The sequence below is a fragment of the Streptomyces sp. bgisy100 genome, from assembly GCF_057709105.1.
Window position 1 is genome coordinate 81,150 of the sequence record NZ_JBYITE010000024.1, and the last position, 18,881, is coordinate 100,030.

General features: G+C 73.9%; 14 protein-coding genes and 1 pseudogene. 7 read left to right on the plus strand and 8 right to left on the minus strand.

The features are described from left to right. The first annotated feature begins 36 nt into the window (after nucleotides 1–36). The 3 genes from AC3EQ1_RS17895 (at nucleotide 37) to AC3EQ1_RS17905 (ending at nucleotide 2,792) form a co-directional block, all read left to right on the plus strand. Entirely contained in the window at nucleotides 37–711 is a 675-nt protein-coding gene (locus tag AC3EQ1_RS17895; protein ID WP_432095306.1) for an RNA polymerase sigma factor, read from the plus strand. Beyond that, a complete protein-coding gene (locus AC3EQ1_RS17900; RefSeq protein WP_432095307.1) occupies nucleotides 704–1,720 on the plus strand; it encodes a hypothetical protein in 1,017 nt (338 codons plus the stop codon). Before AC3EQ1_RS17895 ends, AC3EQ1_RS17900 begins: the two co-directional genes overlap by 8 nt. A 223-nt stretch (nucleotides 1,721–1,943) precedes the next feature. After that, the gene (locus AC3EQ1_RS17905; protein ID WP_432095308.1) at nucleotides 1,944–2,792 is read left to right on the plus strand and encodes an EI24 domain-containing protein; all 849 of its coding nucleotides are present in this window, start codon (nucleotides 1,944–1,946) and stop codon (nucleotides 2,790–2,792) included. 202 nt (nucleotides 2,793–2,994) lie between these two features. Here the strand turns inward: AC3EQ1_RS17905 and AC3EQ1_RS17910 are convergent, their stop codons facing one another. Both AC3EQ1_RS17910 and AC3EQ1_RS17915 read right to left on the minus strand, forming a co-directional pair. Continuing rightward, the gene (locus tag AC3EQ1_RS17910) at nucleotides 2,995–4,236 is read right to left on the minus strand and encodes an SMI1/KNR4 family protein (RefSeq protein ID WP_432095309.1); all 1,242 of its coding nucleotides are present in this window, start codon (nucleotides 4,234–4,236) and stop codon (nucleotides 2,995–2,997) included. Nucleotides 4,237–4,420: 184 nt separating this feature from the next. Continuing rightward, the gene (locus tag AC3EQ1_RS17915; protein WP_432095310.1) at nucleotides 4,421–5,728 is read right to left on the minus strand and encodes a pyroglutamyl-peptidase I; all 1,308 of its coding nucleotides are present in this window, start codon (nucleotides 5,726–5,728) and stop codon (nucleotides 4,421–4,423) included. Between the two features lie 309 nt (nucleotides 5,729–6,037). Between AC3EQ1_RS17915 and AC3EQ1_RS17920 the strand changes: the two genes are divergently transcribed. Beyond that, entirely contained in the window at nucleotides 6,038–9,031 is a 2,994-nt protein-coding gene (locus AC3EQ1_RS17920) for a beta-glucosidase (protein ID WP_432095311.1), read from the plus strand. A 362-nt stretch (nucleotides 9,032–9,393) separates the two neighbouring features. On the opposite strand, the gene AC3EQ1_RS17925 is transcribed toward AC3EQ1_RS17920, so the two are convergent. After that, nucleotides 9,394–10,509 carry an SGNH/GDSL hydrolase family protein gene (locus tag AC3EQ1_RS17925; RefSeq protein WP_432095312.1) on the minus strand — a complete coding sequence of 372 codons (1,116 nt, stop codon included), beginning with the start codon at nucleotides 10,507–10,509 and terminating at the stop codon, nucleotides 9,394–9,396. A 461-nt stretch (nucleotides 10,510–10,970) separates the two neighbouring features. Here AC3EQ1_RS17925 and AC3EQ1_RS17930 point away from each other — a divergent pair, with 461 nt between their 5' ends. Together AC3EQ1_RS17930 and AC3EQ1_RS17935 are read left to right on the plus strand one after the other, a co-directional pair. Continuing rightward, nucleotides 10,971–11,465, plus strand: a complete 495-nt coding sequence (locus AC3EQ1_RS17930; protein WP_351506504.1) for a DUF3145 domain-containing protein — start codon at nucleotides 10,971–10,973, stop codon at nucleotides 11,463–11,465. Nucleotides 11,466–11,588: 123 nt separating this feature from the next. Further along, nucleotides 11,589–12,469 (plus strand): annotated as a pseudogene (locus AC3EQ1_RS17935) (NAD(P)-dependent oxidoreductase). 374 nt (nucleotides 12,470–12,843) lie between these two features. Here AC3EQ1_RS17935 and fabF read toward each other — a convergent pair. The 5 genes from fabF to AC3EQ1_RS17960 all read right to left on the minus strand — a co-directional run bounded on the left by fabF (nucleotide 12,844) and on the right by AC3EQ1_RS17960 (nucleotide 17,783). Next, entirely contained in the window at nucleotides 12,844–14,106 is a 1,263-nt protein-coding gene (gene fabF / locus AC3EQ1_RS17940) for a beta-ketoacyl-ACP synthase II (protein ID WP_432095313.1), read from the minus strand. A gap of 75 nt (nucleotides 14,107–14,181) precedes the next feature. After that, complete coding sequence (locus AC3EQ1_RS17945) at nucleotides 14,182–14,427, minus strand: acyl carrier protein (protein WP_388845544.1); 246 nt, start codon at nucleotides 14,425–14,427, stop codon at nucleotides 14,182–14,184. 83 nt (nucleotides 14,428–14,510) lie between these two features. Next, nucleotides 14,511–15,545 carry a ketoacyl-ACP synthase III gene (locus tag AC3EQ1_RS17950; protein ID WP_432095314.1) on the minus strand — a complete coding sequence of 345 codons (1,035 nt, stop codon included), beginning with the start codon at nucleotides 15,543–15,545 and terminating at the stop codon, nucleotides 14,511–14,513. Nucleotides 15,546–15,558: 13 nt separating this feature from the next. Beyond that, on the minus strand, nucleotides 15,559–16,509 hold the full coding sequence (locus AC3EQ1_RS17955) for an ACP S-malonyltransferase (protein ID WP_432095322.1): 951 nt from the start codon (nucleotides 16,507–16,509) through the stop codon (nucleotides 15,559–15,561). An 89-nt stretch (nucleotides 16,510–16,598) separates the two neighbouring features. Beyond that, complete coding sequence (locus AC3EQ1_RS17960; RefSeq protein ID WP_432095315.1) at nucleotides 16,599–17,783, minus strand: PucR family transcriptional regulator; 1,185 nt, start codon at nucleotides 17,781–17,783, stop codon at nucleotides 16,599–16,601. Between the two features lie 70 nt (nucleotides 17,784–17,853). On the opposite strand from AC3EQ1_RS17960, the gene AC3EQ1_RS17965 reads away from it, so the two are divergent. Further along, on the plus strand, nucleotides 17,854–18,525 hold the full coding sequence (locus tag AC3EQ1_RS17965) for a pirin family protein (protein ID WP_432095316.1): 672 nt from the start codon (nucleotides 17,854–17,856) through the stop codon (nucleotides 18,523–18,525). The last annotated feature ends 356 nt before the right edge of the window (nucleotides 18,526–18,881 follow it).

Below are 18,881 nucleotides of genomic sequence, written 5' to 3' on the forward strand. Positions count from 1 at the left end.
GCAATCCACCGGGAAGGCAGAGCCGTATCCAGAGGTATGAGGACGGGCCTCCCCCTCGGGCGCGCCGCGGACGAGACGCTTCTGGCGGGGCTCAGCACCGGCGATCCCGAAATCGCCGTCGCCTTCGTGCGCCGCTTCCAGCGGACGGTCTACGGTGTCGCGATCGCGGTCGTCAGCGACCCCCAGCTGGCCGAGGACATCGCCCAGCAGACCTTCGAACGCGCCTGGCGGCACGCGCAGATGTACGACTCCCGGCGCGGCTCGGTCAAGACCTGGCTCACGGCGATCGCCCACAACCTGGCCATCGACGCGGTACGGGCCCGCAGGCCCACCCCCGTGGCCCCCGAGGACCTGGACTCCCTGCTCGAACTCGTCACCGAGACCCCCGAGCAGCGGGCGGTCGCCGACGACACGGCGGCCCGGATCCGGGCGGCGGTCGCCGCGCTGCCCGGGGCACAGGGGCGGGCCCTGGTGATGGCCGGGATCTACGGCATGACCGCCCGGCAGGTCGCCGAGTTCGAGGACATCCCCGTCGGCACCGCCAAGACCCGCATCCGGGCGGCGTTGGGAAAGCTGCGCCTCGCCCTGGGCCCCGCCGGGGCGGACGCGGCGGGGAAGGGTGACGCGGCGGCGCACCGTGCGGACTCACGAACCACCCCGGGACCACCTGAGCGAGCCCCGGGACGACCCGAGCGAGACGGCCATGACTGACCTGACCTGCGCTGAGCTGAGGGAGCTCGGTGCCGAGCTGGCACTGGGGATCCTCCCGGGCCAGGAGCGTGCCGCCGCCATCACCCACCTGGACCGCTGCCCGAGCTGCCGGGAGTACGTCGGGCATCTGACCCTCGCCGAGGACGGGCTGCTGGGCCTGCTGCCGGGCAGCGAACCGCCGGTCGGCTTCGAGAAGCGGGTCATGCGCCGCCTGGGCATGGCCGGAGCCCGCCCCGCCGGACGGCGGACCTCGCGCCCGGAACCCGCCGGACGGCGCTTCTCCTACGTGCGGCCGGCCGGACGCCGCCCCGCGGGCCAGGAATCCGGAAGCCGGGAGACGGGCACCACCGATCCCGCCGGGCTCGGTCCCGTCGGCCTCGGTCCCGCCGAACCTGAGTCCGGCGGATCCGAGCCCGGCAGCCGGGGGAGCGGCGGCCGGGGGACCGGCCCGGAGCACGCCCGCCCAGGTCACACCCGCCCAGGTCACACCCGTCCGGGCCACGCCCGCCCGGGGCCCGCCGGCAGCCGGGAGCACGCCCGGCAGGGGCCGGCGTCCGGCCACCGGCATCGCCGGACCCGGCGCAAGCTGCGGGCCACCGTCGTCGCCGCCATCCTCGCGATCAGCTTCGGATTCGGCGGCTGGGCGGTGGGCCAGGCCCTCGAAGGAGCTCCTGCCGCAACGACGGCCGGCGCCGCCGGACAGCTGCTCACGGCCGACTTCACCGCCGGGAACCGGCACGTGGGGAAGGTCTTCGCCCATCCGGGCCCGGAGAGCTGGGTCTACATGTCGATCGACGACCTCGACTTCCCGCACGCGTACGGCAAGGTCTCCTGCCAGTTCGTGCGGGACGACGGCAGCACCGTCACCGTCGGTTCGTTCACGCTCAAGGGCGACTACGGCCACTGGGCCGCCCCGGCCCCGGTGGATCCGGACACCCTCTCCGGGGCACGCCTGGTCGGCGCCGACGGCATGGTTCTCGCCACCGCCGACTTCGACCCCCCCGGCTGACAGCGCCCGGCCCGCCACGCCCAACCCACCGCGCCCGGCCCGCCACGCCCAACCCACCGCGCCCGGCTCGCCGCGCCGAGTCCACCGCGGCGCGCCGCCCGCCCGGGACGCCGCCGGACGACCGCCCCGGTTCCGGAGATGACCGCCCCCGTTCCGGAACCTCCGCGTCCGCCCAGGGGCAGGCCCCGGCGGGCCCCGGACGACGCCGCACTATGCTCTCCCCATGCATGATCTCGGGGCGGGTTTCGGCTATTTCTGGAAGGGCCAGCGTTGGGTGGCCGCACACGGCCGGTGGTGGGGCTTCGGCCTGCTGCCCGCGCTCGCCACCGTGGTGCTGTACGGCGCCGCGCTGGCCGGCCTCGGCTTCTGGGGCGCCGATCTGACGGCCTGGGCCACGCCCTTCGCCGACGACTGGGGCTCGCCCTGGCAGGACCTCTTCCGCGGCTTCCTCGTCGCGCTGCTGTTCGCGGTCGTCCTGCTGTTCGCCGTGGTGTCCTTCACAGCCGTCACCCTGCTCATCGGGCAGCCCTTCTACGAGTCGCTCTCCGAGCAGGTCGACCTCTCGGAGGACGGCACCGCCCCCGAGTCCGGACTCCCGTTCTGGCGTGAACTGTTCATCTCCGCACGGGAGAGCCTGGCGATCCTCCTGCGGGTGGGCCTGTACTCGCTGCTGTTCTTCGCGCTCGGCTTCGTCCCGCTCATCGGCCAGACGGTGGTGCCCGCCCTCGGCTTCTGCGTCACCGGCTTCTTCCTCACCGAGGAACTCACCGCCGTCGCCCTCCAGCGCCGCGGCGTGCGGCTGCCGCAGCGCCTCGCTCTGCTCCGTGGCCGGCGCATGCTGACTCTCGGCTTCGGGGTGCCGCTCGCGCTGCTCTTCCTGATCCCGCTCGTGGCGGTCTTCCTGATGCCGGGCGCGGTGGCCGGGGCGACGCTGCTGACCCGGGACCTGGTCGGCCCGGAGGAGCCGGACCCCACCACCGGGGGCGCCGGGCACGGAAACGCCGCCACCGGGCACCCCGGCCCCGCCGGGCAGAAGACCCTGACCCCGGGGCCTAGAAGCCAGTACACCTAGAAGCCAGTACACCTGGGGCAGTACACCTGGCCCCATCGAGCTGCGACCTGCAACGCCGCTTGACCTGCAACGCAGCCACAGAGCCCCCGTCCGGGCCTTGCCCGGACGGGGGCTCTTGCGTTGCCCTTTCACCGGTGCGCTGCCCGTCACCAGGACGTTGCGTCGCCCCTCACCAGTCCGCCCTCACCAGTCCGCGCGGCCGTCACCAGTAAGCGCGATCGTCCCAGGCCCGGAAGACGGCGAACTCGACCGGGTCGTCCTCCTCGTCCAGCCCGGCCAGCCCCGCCGTGGAGAACGTGCCGCGCTGCCAGGCGAGCAGCGTGTCGACCAGCCCGCCGTCGAGGGGCGGGCCCTGCCGGGCGTGGCGGGGCCAGACGATCAGCGGCCAGGCGTCGGGGTCGTCCCCCTCGGTCAGCCAGCCGAGGTAGTCACCGTCGATGGAGACGGCGAACGGCAGGAAGCCCCCGGCGGCGGGCCATGCCGTCAGCGGGTACCAGTCCTCGGAGCCGTCCTTGAGCTGCCGATAGGCGTCCGTGGTCTCCTCGACGTGGTGGACGAACCGCCGCTCGCCGGTCCGCAGCGGGGTGAAGAAGCGCAGCCACTCGGTCCAGCAGCCCGCGCCGTACCGGTCCATGAGCGTCACGTACTCCCGCGGCAGGCGGGTGCCCAGCTCCGCGAAGAGCCCGTCCCAGGTGCCGCCGCCGAGGTAGGGGTGCTCCGGAGGCGGGCACAGCAGCCGCAGAGCGGCCGGCCCGGTGCCGGTCTCCAGCGCGATGCGCCGCTCCGCCGCGGTCAGCCGGGGCGGCACGGGCTCGGGCGGTGTCCAGGGCCCGGCGTCCGGCAGGAACGCGGTACGCGCGACGGTGCCCGGCAGCGGGCCGATCAGGGGACCGGGCGGCGACGGCAGCTCCCAGCCCTCGCGGACGGTGTGCCGCAGATACTCGGTGAGGGTGAGGTCGTACCGGTGCCACGGCTGCAGGCCACTGCCCGGGACGGCGCCGCAATGGCTGACGACCACGGTCCACCGGTTCGGGTCGTCGGAGACCGAGGTGTCCCAGAACAGCACGTCGCTGCCCCGGGTGCACCCCCAGGCCAGCAGCCCGCCCGGTGCCGGGTGCAGCAGCGGCCGCCCGTCCTCCGGCAGGTCGCGGGCGTCGATCCGGGCCTCGCGGTGGGTGTCCCGGAGCCACTCCCCGTAGGAGAACCGGCCCTCTTCGACGCACGGGACGTGGATCCAGATGAACTCCCCGAAGTCCAGGGGGCCGTGGACGTCGGCCAAGCGCTTGTAGTCGTCCGGCAGCCGCAGCCCCAGCCACTGCTCCACCGCCGCCCAGTCGACCGCGACGGGCGCGGGCGGACGCTCGGGGTCCGGGTCGGTGAAGGCGCTGATGTCCAGGGTCACGGCGAGGTCCTCCGGTGCGTGCTGTCGAACAACAGGACGCATTCTCCCGCTCGTTTCCCCGGTCATCCGCCCAGGTCCGCCGACCGGGCTTCCGGACCGTCCGCCGACCGTCACCCGGCTTCCGGACCGTCCGCCGACCGTCACCGGGCTTCCGGACCGTCCCCCGCTCCCCTCCGGCCCGTTGGCGCAACCTCCCCGCACCCGCCCGGCCCCCGGGCAACGAACCTCAGCGCGGCAGCGTGCCCGCCGTCACCGTGAGGATCGCGCGGATCTGATCGGTGATGGCCTGCCGGTTGCGGACGAAGTCCGGGTCCGTGACCGTGCCCGTGGACGGGTCGGAGTTCCCCGCCCCGAACTGCAGTACCGGGGTGTGCAGATGGCCGCCCGGCACCCGGAGGCGCAGCGCGTCCCGCAGCAGCGTCGCCCGGTAGGCGATCTCGTTCGACAGGTAGTCGCCCCCGCCGCCCGCGCGGGCCGTCGAACCGGGGGTCGGGCCGTCGGGCCGGTCCACCGGCTGGGTCCCGCCCGCCGGGATCTCCGTCACCGCCGTGTTGTCGTGCACCGGGAACCCACCGGTCCCGGCCGCCACGATCCGCTCGTACGGCAGCGTGGTCACCGTCCACTGCGGCTGCGGACGGACGGTCGGCACCCCGGCCGGGATCGGGACGGTCCCGGTGCGTGAGATCCGGTCGTTGTCCGGGTAGCCACCGCGCCAGGCGCCGTTGGTGCGCTCGACGTCGAACCGCCCCGGCCGGCCCTGGCTGATCGTGGTGAACATGTCGACCCGGTGCGGACCGCTCCGGAAGTACGGGGCCAGGGTCCGCTCCACCGTCCCCTCGGCGAAGTCCGTCCAGCGCACCGGGAAGACCGCGGTCTCCACCCGGGCCGGGCCGGACGGCGTACGGATCGTGGTCCCGTCCAGGGCCAGCGCCGCCGCCCCCGACGGATTGCTGCGGCGCATGTCCGCATCCAGCTGGAACGGGTCGAAGCCGGTGACCAGGACCCGCTTCACCGCCCGGCCCGCCGGCAGATCGATGCTGTCCTGCCCCCGGGATCCGCGCTCCAGACGGGTGATCAGCTCCTGCCGCCGGGACTCCGGCAGGGCGAACGGCGGCCGCCACGCCCGGAGCGCCTTCGTCATGCCGAGCCGGGCCCAGTACAGCGGCCGGTCGTCGTCCCGGCTCAGATCGCCGCCCGCCGGGCCCCGCCCCTGCACGCGGTCGACGGCCCGCTGCCACAGCCGCTGAGCCGAACGCGTCACCAGGCGCTCGGCCCCGTCCACGGACTCCACGGCCGCCAGCTCCCGGGCGAACTCCGGTGCCACCGTGTCGAATCCGCTCCTCCGGAGGATCTCCCGCGGCACGGCGCCGTCCAGCCGCTGTTCCTCGACGGTGGGCGCGGCCCCGGTGGAACGGACCGTGCCCTCGGCGGAACGGACCGCGGCACCGGCCGTCGGCGCCCCGGCGAGAGCCGGCGGAGCGCAGACCGCCAGAACGACACCGAGCAGGCCCAGCCGGATGCGAGTGCGTCGCATGGGAATCCCTTCGTCGAGTCGGGAGTGATCCCAGCAGACGATCGCCGCGGTGACCAGAGCCCGTCGCCGGAACTCCCGGCCCCGTCGTGCGAACTCCCGGGAGCGGTCGGCACCGCGGACGGTAGCTGCCCCGGTCCGTCGCCCCAAACTCTCCGCCCTTCACCGGAACTCCGCCCCCGCAGCAGCGCCCCCGGAACGGGGAGCCCCCGGACCGCGCGGGCCGAGCCGTCCCGCGCGCCCCGCGCTCCCTTCCCGCCGCCCGGCGCTCCACGGCAGGATGAGCCGCACGCCGGACAAGGGGAGGCCCGTATGACTCCGCAGGACGCGGCACGCGAAGCAGCGGTGGAGGACGCGCTCGGCAAGCTCGACCTGGACGACAGGACCCGGCTGCTGGCCGGTCAGGACACCTGGTCCCTGCCCGCGCTCCCCGCGATCGGCCTGCGGTCCCTGGTCATGTCCGACGGACCGGTCGGGGTGCGCGGCGTCCGCTGGACCGCCGCCGACCCCTCGGTCGCCCTGCCGAGCCCCACCGCCCTCGCCGCCACCTGGGACCCCGAACTCGCCCGCCGGGCCGGGCACCTCCTCGCCCAGGAGGCCCGCCGCAAGGGCGTCCACGTCCTGCTCGCCCCGACCGTCAACCTCCACCGCTCACCGCTCGGCGGACGCCACTTCGAGTGCTACTCGGAGGACCCGCACCTCACGGGAGAGATCGGCACCGGGTACGTCCGCGGTGTCCAGGAGGGCGGAGTCGGCACCGCCGTCAAGCACTTCGTCGCCAACGACGCCGAGACCGAACGGTTCACCGTGACCAACACGGTGGCCCCGCGCCCGCTGCGCGAGCTCTACCTCGCCCCCTTCGAGGTCATCGTCAGAAACGCCCGCCCGTGGGGCGTCATGGCCGCCTACAACGCGGTCAACGGCACCGCCATGACCTCCCACCGCACCCTCCTCCGCGAGGTGCTGCGGGAGGAGTGGGGCTTCGACGGCGCGGTCGTCTCGGACTGGCTGGCCGCCCGGTCCACCGTGGACAACATCCGCGGCGGCCTGGACATCGCCATGCCCGGACCGAGGACCGTCTACGGCGCGGCCCTGGCCGACGCCGTCCGGGCGGGCGAGGTGGAGGAGGCGGAGGTCGACCGGGCCGTCCGACAGGTCCTGCGGCTGGCCGCCCGCGTCGGCGTCCTCGACGGCGTACCCGCCGCCGTCGCTCCCCAGGACCTCCCGGAGCGGCTCTCCGGAGAGGACGTCGCCCGGGAGATCGCCCGCCGCTCCTTCGTCCTGCTCCGCAACGAACCGGCGCCCGTCCGGGAACCCGCCGGACTCGCCGAGGAGGCCCGCTCCGGCCCCCACTCCCTGGAGGTGCCCGGCCAGGAGCCGGCCGACGCCACCGGGGGAAGGCCCGCGGACGTCGCCGACGGCGAGAAGCGGGCCCGCGCCACCGGACCGCACTCGACGGACCCGGCCGCGGACGGACCGGCGGACACCGCCGGGCAGCGGCCCGCGCACACCACCGGCGTGGCCCGCCCCGGCGTCCCTGTTGACGGCGGGTCCGGAATTCCGGGGGACGGCCCAGCCGACGGCGCGGCCTCCGTCAGCCCGGGCCCTGACAGCCCGTCCTCCGACGGCGCGGCCTCCGTCAGCCCGGGCCCTGACAGCCCGTCCTCCGACGGCGCGGCCTCCGTCAGCCCGGGCCCTGACAGCCCGTCCTCCGACGGCGCGGCCTCCGACAGCACCGGCTCCGACAGCCCGGCCTCCGACGCCCCGGGGAACGGCGCAGCGTCCCCCGCGGCCGAGGCCCCGGGGGAGCGGCCGGCCGAGCCCGTCCTCCCGCTCGATCTCTCCCGGCTCCGCAGCGTCGCCGTCATCGGCGCCGCCGCCCGCGACGCCCGCATTCTCGGCGGCGGCTCCGCCCAGGTCTTCCCCGCCCATGTCGTCTCCCCGCTCGACGGCCTGCGGGACGCGCTCCCCCGGGAGGTGGAGGTCGTCCACGCCGTCGGCGCGGACCCGAGCGACGAACTCGCCGTCGCCGAAAAGGGATTCCGGCTGCACGCGGTGTGCCGGGACGGCCAGGGCCGCGAGCTCGGCGGCGAGCCCCTGCCGGGCGGCCAGGTCAGCTGGATGGGTGACCTTCCGGACGGCGTCGACTGCCAGGCCCTGCACACCGTCGAGCTGAGCGGGACGTTCACCCCGCGGGTCAACGGCGAGCACCTCTTCGGCACCCAGGGGATCGGCGGCTTCCAGCTCACCGTCAACGGACAGGTCCTCTTCGACGGTGCGCAGGCCCCCGGCCACGACGACCCCTTCGAAGCCTTCTTCGGCTCCCCGATGCCGCGCGGCGAGCTCTATCTGAAGGCCGGACAGCCCGTCGAGGTCGAGCTGGTCTGCACGGTGGTGAAGCCCACGGACACCCCGGTCGCCGCGGTCAGCTGCGCCCTGCTGCACGGCGAGCCGGTGCGCGACCCCGACGAGATGCTGGACGAAGCTGCCACCGCGGCGGCGGACGCCGACACCGCGATCGTCATCGTCGCCACCACCGAACGGGTGGAGAGCGAGGGCTTCGACCGCACCCATCTGCTGCTGCCCGGCCGGCAGGACGAACTCGTCCGCCGCGTGGCGGCCGTCAACCCGCGCACCGTGGTCGTCGTCAACTCCGGCTCCCCGGTGGAACTTCCCTGGCGCGAGGACGTGGCGGCAGTGCTGCTCGGCTGGTTCCCCGGCCAGGAGGCCGGCGCCGCCCTCGCGGACGTCCTGCTCGGCCGCGAGGAGCCCGGCGGCCGGCTCCCCACCACCTGGCCCGCCCGGCTGGCGGACGCCCCGGTGTCCCGGGTCGTCCCCACCGACGGCGAACTCGTCTACGAGGAGGGCGTGTTCATCGGCTACCGGGCCTGGGAGAAGGCCGGCGCCACGCCCGCGTACCCCTTCGGCCACGGCCTCGGGTACACCACCTGGGAGTACGAGGCGGTCGAGACGGCCGGGACCACGGTGACCGTCCGGCTCCGCAACACCGGCACCCGCCCGGGCCGCGAGGTCGTCCAGATCTACCTCACCCCGCCGGCCCCGGACCCTGTGGAGACGGGCGCCTCGGAAGCCCACCCCGAGCCCCGTCGGCTGGCCGGATTCGCCACCGTCGCGGCGGCCACGGGCGAGAGCGTCGCGGCGGAGGTCGTCCTCCCGCGCCGCGCCTTCGAGACCTGGGACGAGGCGACGGACCGCTGGCGGTTCGTCCCCGGCCGGTACCGGATCGAAGCGGGCCGGTCAGCCACTGACCCCCGGCTCACCGGGACCCTGGACGCCACGGACTGACCCCGGCGGTACAGGTCCGGGGACGCCCCCTGCCACCGGACCCGGGAACCCCTGCCGGACCCGGGAACCCCTGTCACCGGGCCCGGGAACCCCTGTCACCGGGCCCGGGAACGCACTCCCGGACCGGCGGCGCCCCCGGCCGCCCGCGCCGCGGGCTCGCCGGGCGTCGCCGCGTCGGGGGGGCCGGCCCCCGCCGCGGCTCCGGATCCACCACACGCTCCCCAGGGTCATCACACGCTCCCAGGGCCACTGCGGCCCCCGGACTCACCGCGGGCCCCCGGACTCACCCCGGGCCCCCGGGACTCACCCCGGGCCGGAGCCCGCGGCGGTACCGGGAGCACCCTCACGGCCCACCGCCCCGCTCACCCCACCGGCTTCTTCGCGGTGACCGCCCGGTACGCCATCTCTGCCAGCACCCGCTGGCCGTTCCTGCTCGGATGGAACCAGTCCCACTTGCTCAGCTGCCGCCCGCTGAAGAGGTAGTCGAAGACCGCCCCGCCGTCGTACCGGCACAGTGGGTCCTTGCCGCACTCCTCCTTCAGCACCGCGTTGTACGCCAGCACCCGCTGCTGGACGTAGCCCCGCCGCTGGGTCGCCGCCCGGTCCATCGCGTCCGGCTGACCGAGCATCGACGCGCAGATGCCCAGCTGCCAGACCTGCTTGCCGAACGGGTTCCGACGGCCCTCGGACCACACGCGCTTGAGGTCCGGGACGCTGGTCACGAACACCTGGGTCTTGGGCAGGGCGCGCCGCAGCGACCGCAGCGACCGCTTGAAGTCGGAGCGGAAGGCCGACACCGGGGTCATCAGATCGGTGCTGTCCCGGCAGGCGTCGTTCGAGCCCAGCATCACGGTCACCAGCTCCGGCCGGTGGCTCACGGCCCGGCGGACCTGTCCGGGCAGATCCGCCATCCGCGCTCCGGTCCGCGCGTAGTTCCAGCTGTCACCGGCCGGGTCCTTCAGCAGCCGGCCCGCCAGGCTGCCCACCTTCGGGTCCGTCCCTGTCGACCAGGACACCTCGGGGCAGTCGGAGAGGACCAGGCAGGCGTCGAAGCCGCGGGTGACCGAGTCGCCGAGCGCGGCGATCGACTCCGGGCTGGTGTCCCACACCGGGGTGGGCCGGGGGCGCGGGCTGTGGGAGGCCCGTTCGGACGGTTCGTCGCCGATGCCGCAGCCGGTGACGCCACCGAGCAGCGTGGCCGCGACGACCGCGGCCACCGCGACCCGGACCGCGCTGCCGCTCCGCCGGAACCCCGCCCCGCCGCTCGGCCGGACCGCCCCTGCGCTCGCTCGGACCACCCCTGCGCCCGCCCGGGATTCCGTTCCGCCGTCCGGCCGGGACGCGTCCCGCTGCCCCCACGCCCGCAGGACGCCCGCCCGCAGGCCCCACGCTCCCAGGCCCCACGCCCCCAGGCCCCGGCTCGCACGGCGCCCGCGCTCGTGCCGGTGTCCGCGCCCGCGCCCGAATGTGTCCCGCATTGCCGGCTCCCCTCGCGCGGTCGGTGGCTTTCCTCCCGCTTTCTTCCACGGATGACGGATTGGGCCGCTCGGGCGTTCCCCGATCGGAGGTTTCCCGCCGTCCCCGCGAGTGAAAGCTTTGCCGATATCCGTCCGGGACCGACGGTACGTCACCCCCGGGCCGGTGGTGCACGGTAGCTTTTCCCCGTGGCAGTCGGTCTGCTGCGCCTCGTGCGCAGTGACCTGACGGCCGGTCGCCTCAGCTGTGGCGCGCGTGCACCCCGGAAATCGTTGACTTACATCACGTCACATACTGCCCCTTTTGCGGACTTTTGCTCCCCATGGTGTTTACTGCACGTAACCTCGGGAGTTGGTACGGAAGTGACTTTTCGGGCAGAATGTCAGGTGCTGTCCAGGACACGACCGGTACGGAGCACGAGGCCGCTGGGGAAGGCGAACCTCGTCCCACACTGGAGGTCCCGGTGACGACACGTGGAGTTCTGTACGTGCACTCCGCACCCCGCGCGCTGTGCCCGCACGTCGAATGGGCTGTCGCGGGCGTGCTCGGCGTGCGTGTCAACCTCGACTGGATCAGACAGCCGGCCTCGCCCGGGACGTGGCGGGCCGAGTTCTCCTGGCAGGGCGAGCCGGGCACCGCGTCCAAGCTGGCGTCCGCACTCCGCGGCTGGCACCTGCTCCGCTTCGAGGTGACGGCCGAGCCCTGCCCCACCGCCGAGGGCGAGCGCTACAGCTCCACCCCCGAGCTGGGCATCTTCCACGCGGTCACCGGCATGCACGGGGACATCCTGATCCCCGAGGACCGGCTGCGCGCCGCGATGACCCGGGCAGGCCAGGGGGAGACCGACCTCGAAGCCGAGATCGCCAAGCTCCTCGGCAAGCCCTGGGACGACGAGTTGGAACCCTTCCGGTACGCCGGGGAGGGCGCGCCGGTCCGCTGGCTGCACCAGGTGGTCTGAGGGGCTCTTGCGCAATGCCCGCCCGGGTCGCGTGCTCATCGTGCAACGACCCCGGAGCGCCGTCGTCCGGGTGCCGCCGCCCGGTTCGCCGCCCCGGGCGGACCCACGCCGTAGCGTGCCGTCATGGCTGACAACACTTCAGTGGCGGTGCTGGGCACCGGCATCATGGGGGCCGCGATGGCCCGCAACCTGTGCGGCGCCGGTCTGGACGTCCGGGTCTGGAACCGCACCCGCGACAAGGCCGAGCCGCTCGCCGCGGACGGCGCCCGCATCGCGGACGATCCGGCGGCGGCCGTCGAGGGCGCCGATGTCGTCCTGACGATGCTGTACGACGGGCGGACCGTGCTGGACACGATGCGCGAGGCCGCCGCCTCCTTCGCCCCCGGAACGGTGTGGTCGCAGTCGACCACCGCCGGCATCGACGCTCTCGAACCGCTGGCCGCCTTCGCGGCCGAACACGATCTGCTCTTCGTCGACGCACCCGTCCTGGGCACCCGGCAGCCCGCCGAGGACGGGAAGCTGACCGTGCTCGCCGCGGGGCCCGCCGAGGCCCGCACTGCCCTGACGCCCGTCTTCGACGCGATCGGCAGCCGCACCGTCTGGATCGCCGAGGACGGCGCGAGCGGCGCGGCGTCCCGGCTGAAGATGGTGTGCAACAGCTGGGTGCTGGCCCTCAACAACGCCGTCGGGGAAGGGCTCGCCCTCGCCGACGGGCTGGCGTCGAACCGCAGGCGTTCCTCGACGCCGTCGCCGGCGGACTGCTGGACTGCGGCTATCTCCGCCTCAAGGCGGGCGCCATCATGAACGACGACTACGCGCCGAACTTCTCGGTGACCACGGCCGCGAAGGACGCCCGGCTGATCCTGGAGGCGGGGAAGCGGGCCGGCGTCCGGATGGACCTGGCGGAGGCCGGCGCCGAGCGGCTGCACCGGGCCGAACGGGCGGGCCACGGCGACGAGGACATGGCGGCGAGCTACTTCGCGGGGTTCATCCGGGAGGGCTGAGGGGGCCGGCCGGGAAGAGCAGCGCCGCCCGACCCGGCGGAGCCGCTGGGGAACGCTGACGGGCCCGGCCACCCGCGCCGCGCCCAGGCCCAGGGAACCCCGCCCCGGACACCCGCCACGGGAACCCCGCCCCGGACGCCCGGCCCCGGACACCCCGCCTCGGGAACCCGCCCCGGACACCCGGCCCCGGGTGCCCCGCCCCGGACACCCGCCGCACCGCCCACACACCCGCCCGCACGCCCCACCCCCGACAACGCAACGGCCGGGCAGTCGGTGACTGCCCGGCCGTCGGCCGCGTAGGGCGCCGCCTCGCCCGGCCCGCCGCCCCGGTGGTGCGGGGCGGCCGGTGGCCGGGTGGCGGCAGGTGGTGCGGGTCAGACCGTCCGGAAGGCCAGGACGACGTTGTGCCCGCCGAAGCCGAACGAGTTGTTCAGCGCCGCGATGGTGCCCTCCGGCAGCGGGCGCGGAGTGTCGCGCACGACGTCCGCGTCGGCCTCGGGGTCGAGGTTCTCGATGTTGATCGTCGGCGGGGCGACCCGGTGGTGCAGCGCCAGGACGCTCGCCACCGTCTCGACGCCGCCCGCGCCACCGAGGAGGTGACCGGTCATGGACTTCGTGGCGGACAGCGCCATGTGGTCCACGTCGTCACCGAAGACCTTGCGCAGCGCCTTGATCTCGGCCACGTCGCCCTGCGGGGTCGAGGTGGCGTGCGCGTTGATGTGCACGATCTCGGCCGGCTTCAGGTCGGTGCCGTCCATCAGGTTGTGCAGCGCGTGCGCGATGCCGTTGCCGGACGGCTCGGGCTGCGTGATGTGGTGCGAGTCCGCCGAGATGCCCTGGCCCAGGGCCTCCGCGTAGACACGGGCGCCGCGCCGGGCGGCGTGCTCCGCCGACTCCAGGACGATGACACCGGCGCCCTCGCCGAGGATGAAGCCGTCACGGGCCGCGTCGTACGGCCGGGACGCCCCCTGCGGGTCGTCGTTGTTCTTGGACATCGCCATCATGTTGCCGAACGCGGCGATGGGCAGCGGGTGGATGGCCGCCTCGGTGCCGCCCGCGACCACGACGTCGGCGCGGCCGGAACGGATCATCTCGACGGCGTAGCCGATGGCCTCGGCGCCCGACGCGCAGGCGCTCACCGGAGTGTGCACACCCGCGCGGGCGCCCACCTCCAGACCCACGTTGGCCGAGGGGCCGTTCGGCATCAGCATCGGGACGGTGTGCGGGGAGACGCGGCGTACGCCCTTCTCCCGGAGCACGTCGTACTGGTCGAGCAGGGTCGTCACGCCGCCGATGCCGGAGGCGATGACCGTGCCCAGCCGGTCCGGGTCGACCGCCGCGTCCTCACCGGCCTTGGCGGTGAAGCCCGCGTCGGCCCACGCCTCGCGGGCCGCGATCAGCGCGAACTGCGCCGAGCGGTCCAGCTTGCGGGCCTGCGGCCGGGGGATGATCTCGCTCGGCTCGACCGCGATCTGCGCGGCGATGCGTACCGGGAGCTGCTCGGCCCACTCCTGCTCGAGCGGGCTCACGCCGGAACGCCCCGCGATCAGACCTTCCCAGGTCGATGCGGTGTCGCCACCCAGCGGTGTGGTTGCGCCGATACCGGTGACGACCACGGTGCGGTTGGTCGCATTCACAGGAATTCTTTCTCCACGTTCGAGGGGTCCGAATCGACGGCGCCACCGCGGGGTGGCGACACACGCTCGGCTGGATCAGGCCTGGTGCTTCAGGATGTAGTCGACAGCGTCGCCCACGGTCTTGAGGTTCTTGACGTCGTCGTCCGGGATCTTCACGTCGAAGCGCTCCTCGGCGGCGACGACGACCTCGACCATGGACAGCGAGTCGACGTCCAGGTCGTCGGTGAAGGACTTGTCGAGCTCGACGTCCTCGGTGGGGATACCGGCGATCTCGTTGACGATCTCGGCGAGACCCTCGAGGATCTCCTTCTGGTCGGCCATTGCGGCGCTCCTTCGGTGTTTTCGGTACTTCCGTACAAGGTGGAACGGGGCTGCCCGGTTGGCCCGGACTGCGTGGATCGTGCCTATGGGAGGGTAACGACCGTTGCGGCGTAGACCAGACCCGCCCCGAAGCCGATGACGAGCGCGGTGTCGCCGCTCTTCGCCTTCCCCGTCGCCAGGAGCCGCTCCATCGCGAGCGGGATCGAGGCGGCCGAGGTGTTGCCGGTCGTCTCCACGTCACGGGCCACCGTGACGTGTTCCGGCAGTTTGAGGGTCTTCACCATCGAGTCGATGATCCGCATGTTGGCCTGGTGCGGAATGAAGACGTCCAGGTCGTCCGCGCTGATCCCGGCCGCGTCCAGCGCCTGCTGGGCGACCTTCGCCATCTCGAACACCGCCCAGCGGAAGACCGTCTGGCCCTCCTGGCGGATGGCCGGGAACTTCAGTTCGCCGTCCTCGCCGACCGGCAGCCGCCGCACGTCGCCGACGCGGAAGTCGTCCCACGGGACGGTCTGCGTGATGACGTCCGCCTTGTCGCCCTCCGAGCCCCAGATGCTGGGGCCCATCGCGGGCTCCTCGGACGGGCCGACGACGACCGCGCCCGCGCCGTCGCCGAACAGGAAGGCGGTGGACCGGTCGGTCACGTCGGTGAGGTCCGACAGCCGCTCGACGCCGACGACCAGCACGTACTCCGCGCTGCCCTCGACGATGAGGCCCTTGGCGATCGTCAGGCCGTAGCCGAAGCCCGCGCAGGCCGCGGAGATGTCGAACGCGGCGGCCTTGCCCGACCCCAGCCGGTGCGCGATCTCGGTCGCGATCGACGGGGTCTGCTTGAAGTGCGAGACGGTCGAGATGACCACGGCGCCGATCCGGTCCGCGGTGATGCCCGCGGCGGCGATCGCCTTGCCCGACGCCTCCAGCGACATCTCGGCCACGGTCTCGTCCGGGCCGGCCCAGTGCCGGGTCGCGATACCGGAACGGGAGCGGATCCACTCGTCGGACGAGTCGATGTGCTTGAGGATCTCCTCGTTCGGCACCACCCGCGTCGGACGGTAGCCACCCACGCCGAGGATCCGCGCGTACGGTGCGCCCTTACCGGGCCTGATCTTCGCGCTCATGTTCTCGCGACTCCTATTCGGCGAGGCGGTCGGCGGGAACGGCGTGCTCGGCGATGAGCTCGCGGGCCGCGTCGATCTGGTCCGGCGTCTTCAGCGCGACGGTCTTCACCCCGGGCAGGGCGCGCTTCGCGAGCCCGGCCAGCGTGCCGCCGGGACACACCTCGATCATCGCGGTGACGCCGAGCTCCTTGAAGGTCTCCATGCACAGGTCCCAGCGGACCGGGTTGGACACCTGGGCGACCAGCCGCCGCACGATCTCCTGACCGGAGCCGACGACCGCGCCGTCGCTGTTGGAGACGTAGCGGACCTGCGGGTCCCGCACCGTCACACCCGGGACCAGGGTCTCCAGGGCGGAAACGGCCGGAGCCATGTGGTGGGTGTGGAACGCGCCGGCGACCTTCAGCGGCATGACCCGCGCGCCCTCCGGCCTGTCCGCGGCGAGCGCCGCCAGCTGCTCGGAGGTGCCCGCGGCCACGATCTGGCCCGCGCCGTTCATGTTCGCCGGAGTCAGGCCGAGCCCCTCCAGGTGGGCCACGACGGTCTCCTGGTCGCCGCCGAGCACCGCGGACATGCCGGTCTCGGTGACGGCCGCGGCCTGCGCCATCGCCAGGCCCCGCTGCCGGACCAGCACCATCGCGGCCTCGGCCGAGATCACGCCCGCGCCGGCCGCGGCGGTGAGCTCACCGACGCTGTGACCGGCGACCGCACCCGCGACCCGCCGGGCCTCGGCGGCGTCCGGGAACACCGACAGCGCCGACACCAGACCGGCGGCCACCAGCAGCGGCTGCGCCACCGCGGTGTCACGGATTTCCTCCGCGTCGGCCTTGGTGCCGTAGTGGATCAGGTCCAGACCGGAGACGGCGGACCACCACTGCAGACGTTCGGTGACGCCGGGGAGTTCGAGCCAGGGAGCCAGGAAGCCGGGCGTCTGAGCGCCTTGGCCGGGAGCGACGAGTACGAGCACTCTCACACTCTCTCTTGCGGCCGGTCCGGAAGACCGGTGGGGACAGGGACCAAGAACCGTCAGGGTAATTGTGGGTGTCCGACAAAAGTCTAGAGTTGCTGATCTCCTTGGGCTAGACGCCCCAGAATCAGTGCGATACGGAGCGTGAACGCGGATCGTACATCGGACGGCGACCATCCGGTGACGTCCGTCACACGTCGGAGCCGGTAGCGCACGGTGTTGGGGTGAACGAACAGCATCCGGGCGGCCCCTTCGAGGCTGCTCGCCTGTTCCAGGTAGACGCTGAGGGTTTCCAGCAGGGCCGAGCCCGCCTCCTCCAGCGGTCTGTAGATCTCCTCCACCAGCTGTTCGCGGGCGGAGACATCGCCCGCCATCGCGCGCTCCGGCAGCAGGTCGTCGGCCGGCACCGGGCGGGGGGCGTCCGGCCAGGCGGTGCAGGCCCGCAGCCCCGCGTTGGCGGCCTGCGCCGAGCGGGTGGCGGACACCAGGTCGCCGACGACCGGACCGGCCACGACCGGCCCCGGGGCGAACGGCCCGATCAGCGCCTTCGCGGTGCGCAGCGGATCGTTGCTGCCGCCCGCGACGACGATCAGCCGGTCGCCGAGCACCCCGGTGAGGACCTGGAGCTTGGCGTGCCGGGCGGCGCGCCGGATCGCCTCCACGGTCAGCTCGCTGTCGCCGTCCGGCGCGGTGCCGAGCACCACGATCACGTGCTCGGGGGAGTTCCAGCCGAGCGCCGCGGCACGGGAGAGGGCGCCCTCGTCGGCCTCGCCGGAGAGCACGGCGTTCACCACCAGCGACTCCAGCCGGGCGTCCCAGGCGCCGCGCGCCTCGGCGGCCTGCGCGTACACCTGGGCGGTGGCGAAGGCGATCTCCCGGGCGTAGACCAGCAGCGCTTCGCGCAGCACCGACTCGTCACCGGGCGCCGCCACCTCGTCGATGGCGGCCTCCATGACCTCGATGGTCGTCCGGACCATCTCCACGGTCTGCCGCAGCGTGATCGCGCGGGTCAGCTCGCGGGGCGCGGTCCCGAAGACATCGGTGCTGATCGCCTGCGGGGTCTCCGGATGCCGGAACCACTCGGTGAAGGCGGCGATACCGGCCTGGGCCACGAGGCCGATCCAGGAGCGGTTCTCCGGTGGCATGGCGCGGTACCACGGCAGCGTCTCGTCCATGCGGGCGATCGCGTTCGCGGCGAGGTGGCCGGAGGATTTCTCCAGCCGTCGCAGGGTCGCGGCGTGTGGGTGAGCGTCGGCGGATCCGGATTCAGGCACGTGACAAGACTGCCTCATACCGCGTCCGTCCTGCCCCGCCCCCTCCCTCGTGCCTCGGTACGGTGGACCGATGATGCAGCTGAGGCGGGCCGTGGAGCGTTATCGGGGCGGCGATCCACAGGCGGGGATCGAGACCCGGCACGCGTTCTCGTTCGGCCCGCACTACGACCCGGACAACCTGCGGTTCGGCCCGCTGATCGCCTGCAACGAGGAGCGGCTGAAGCCCGGGGCGGGCTTCGACGAGCATCCGCACCGCGACGTGGAGATCGTCACCTGGGTCGTGGAGGGGGAGCTCACCCACCGCGACTCGGCCGGGCACGCCTCGGTCGTGCGCCCCGGGGACGTCCAGCGGCTGAGCGCGGGCAGCGGGGTGCGGCACACCGAGCGCAACGAGGGGGAGGAGCCGCTCCGCTTCGTCCAGATGTGGCTGGAGCCCCTGCGGCCGGGCGGCGAACCGTCCTACGAGATCGTCCGCGGCATCGCCGCCGGCACGCCCTACGCCCTGGGGAACGCCGGGGCCGCGCTGCACATCGTGCGCCTGGCGGAGGGCGAGAGCCGGGCGCTGCCGATGAGCGACGCCGGCAGCGGGGCGGAGACGCGGACGCATCTGCAGGTGGTGCGCGGCCGGGTGCGGCTGCCGGACGAGCTGCTCGGGCCGGGCGACGAGCTGCGGATCTCGGGGCCCCACGCACCGGAGCTCACCGCCGCCACCCCGGCCGAGCTGCTGATCTGGGAGATGTGACGCACGGCCAGGCCCGTCGGCGCGGCGGGCATGGCTGCTTCTCCGGGGAGGACCAGCTCAGCGCGGCACCGCCGGCCGAGGCGCGGTGCGCCGACCCAGCGATCTGGACGCAAGGGAATGGGGCCGCAGGGCCGGGTGAGCGCAAGGAGGTGGGGCGCAGGGCGGCGATCGCAGGGCGCGGTGCCGCAGGGCCGGGTGAACGCAAGGGCGCGGTGCCACCGGCCCGGTCCGGACATGACGGCAGCAGGGACCGCAGGGCCGGGTGAGCGCAAGGGGGTGGGGGCGCAGGGCCGGCGATGGCAGGGCGCGGTGCCGCAGGGCTGGGTGGACGTCAGGGGGTGGGGGCGCAGGGGTGG

Bases quoted from the DNA above. Each gene is read 5' to 3' on its own strand.
- AC3EQ1_RS17950 (WP_432095314.1), bottom strand. From the start codon at position 15,545: ATGAGCGCGAAGATCAGGCCCGGTAAGGGCGCACCGTACGCGCGGATC.
- AC3EQ1_RS17915 (WP_432095310.1), bottom strand. From the start codon at position 5,728: ATGCGACGCACTCGCATCCGGCTGGGCCTGCTCGGTGTCGTTCTGGCG.
- AC3EQ1_RS17905 (WP_432095308.1), top strand. From the start codon at position 1,944: ATGCATGATCTCGGGGCGGGTTTCGGCTATTTCTGGAAGGGCCAGCGT.
- AC3EQ1_RS17945 (WP_388845544.1), bottom strand. From the start codon at position 14,427: ATGGCCGACCAGAAGGAGATCCTCGAGGGTCTCGCCGAGATCGTCAAC.
- AC3EQ1_RS17900 (WP_432095307.1), top strand. From the start codon at position 704: ATGACTGACCTGACCTGCGCTGAGCTGAGGGAGCTCGGTGCCGAGCTG.
- AC3EQ1_RS17920 (WP_432095311.1), top strand. From the start codon at position 6,038: ATGACTCCGCAGGACGCGGCACGCGAAGCAGCGGTGGAGGACGCGCTC.
- AC3EQ1_RS17895 (WP_432095306.1), top strand. From the start codon at position 37: ATGAGGACGGGCCTCCCCCTCGGGCGCGCCGCGGACGAGACGCTTCTG.
- AC3EQ1_RS17910 (WP_432095309.1), bottom strand. From the start codon at position 4,236: ATGCGTCCTGTTGTTCGACAGCACGCACCGGAGGACCTCGCCGTGACC.
- AC3EQ1_RS17965 (WP_432095316.1), top strand. From the start codon at position 17,854: ATGATGCAGCTGAGGCGGGCCGTGGAGCGTTATCGGGGCGGCGATCCA.
- AC3EQ1_RS17925 (WP_432095312.1), bottom strand. From the start codon at position 10,509: ATGCGGGACACATTCGGGCGCGGGCGCGGACACCGGCACGAGCGCGGG.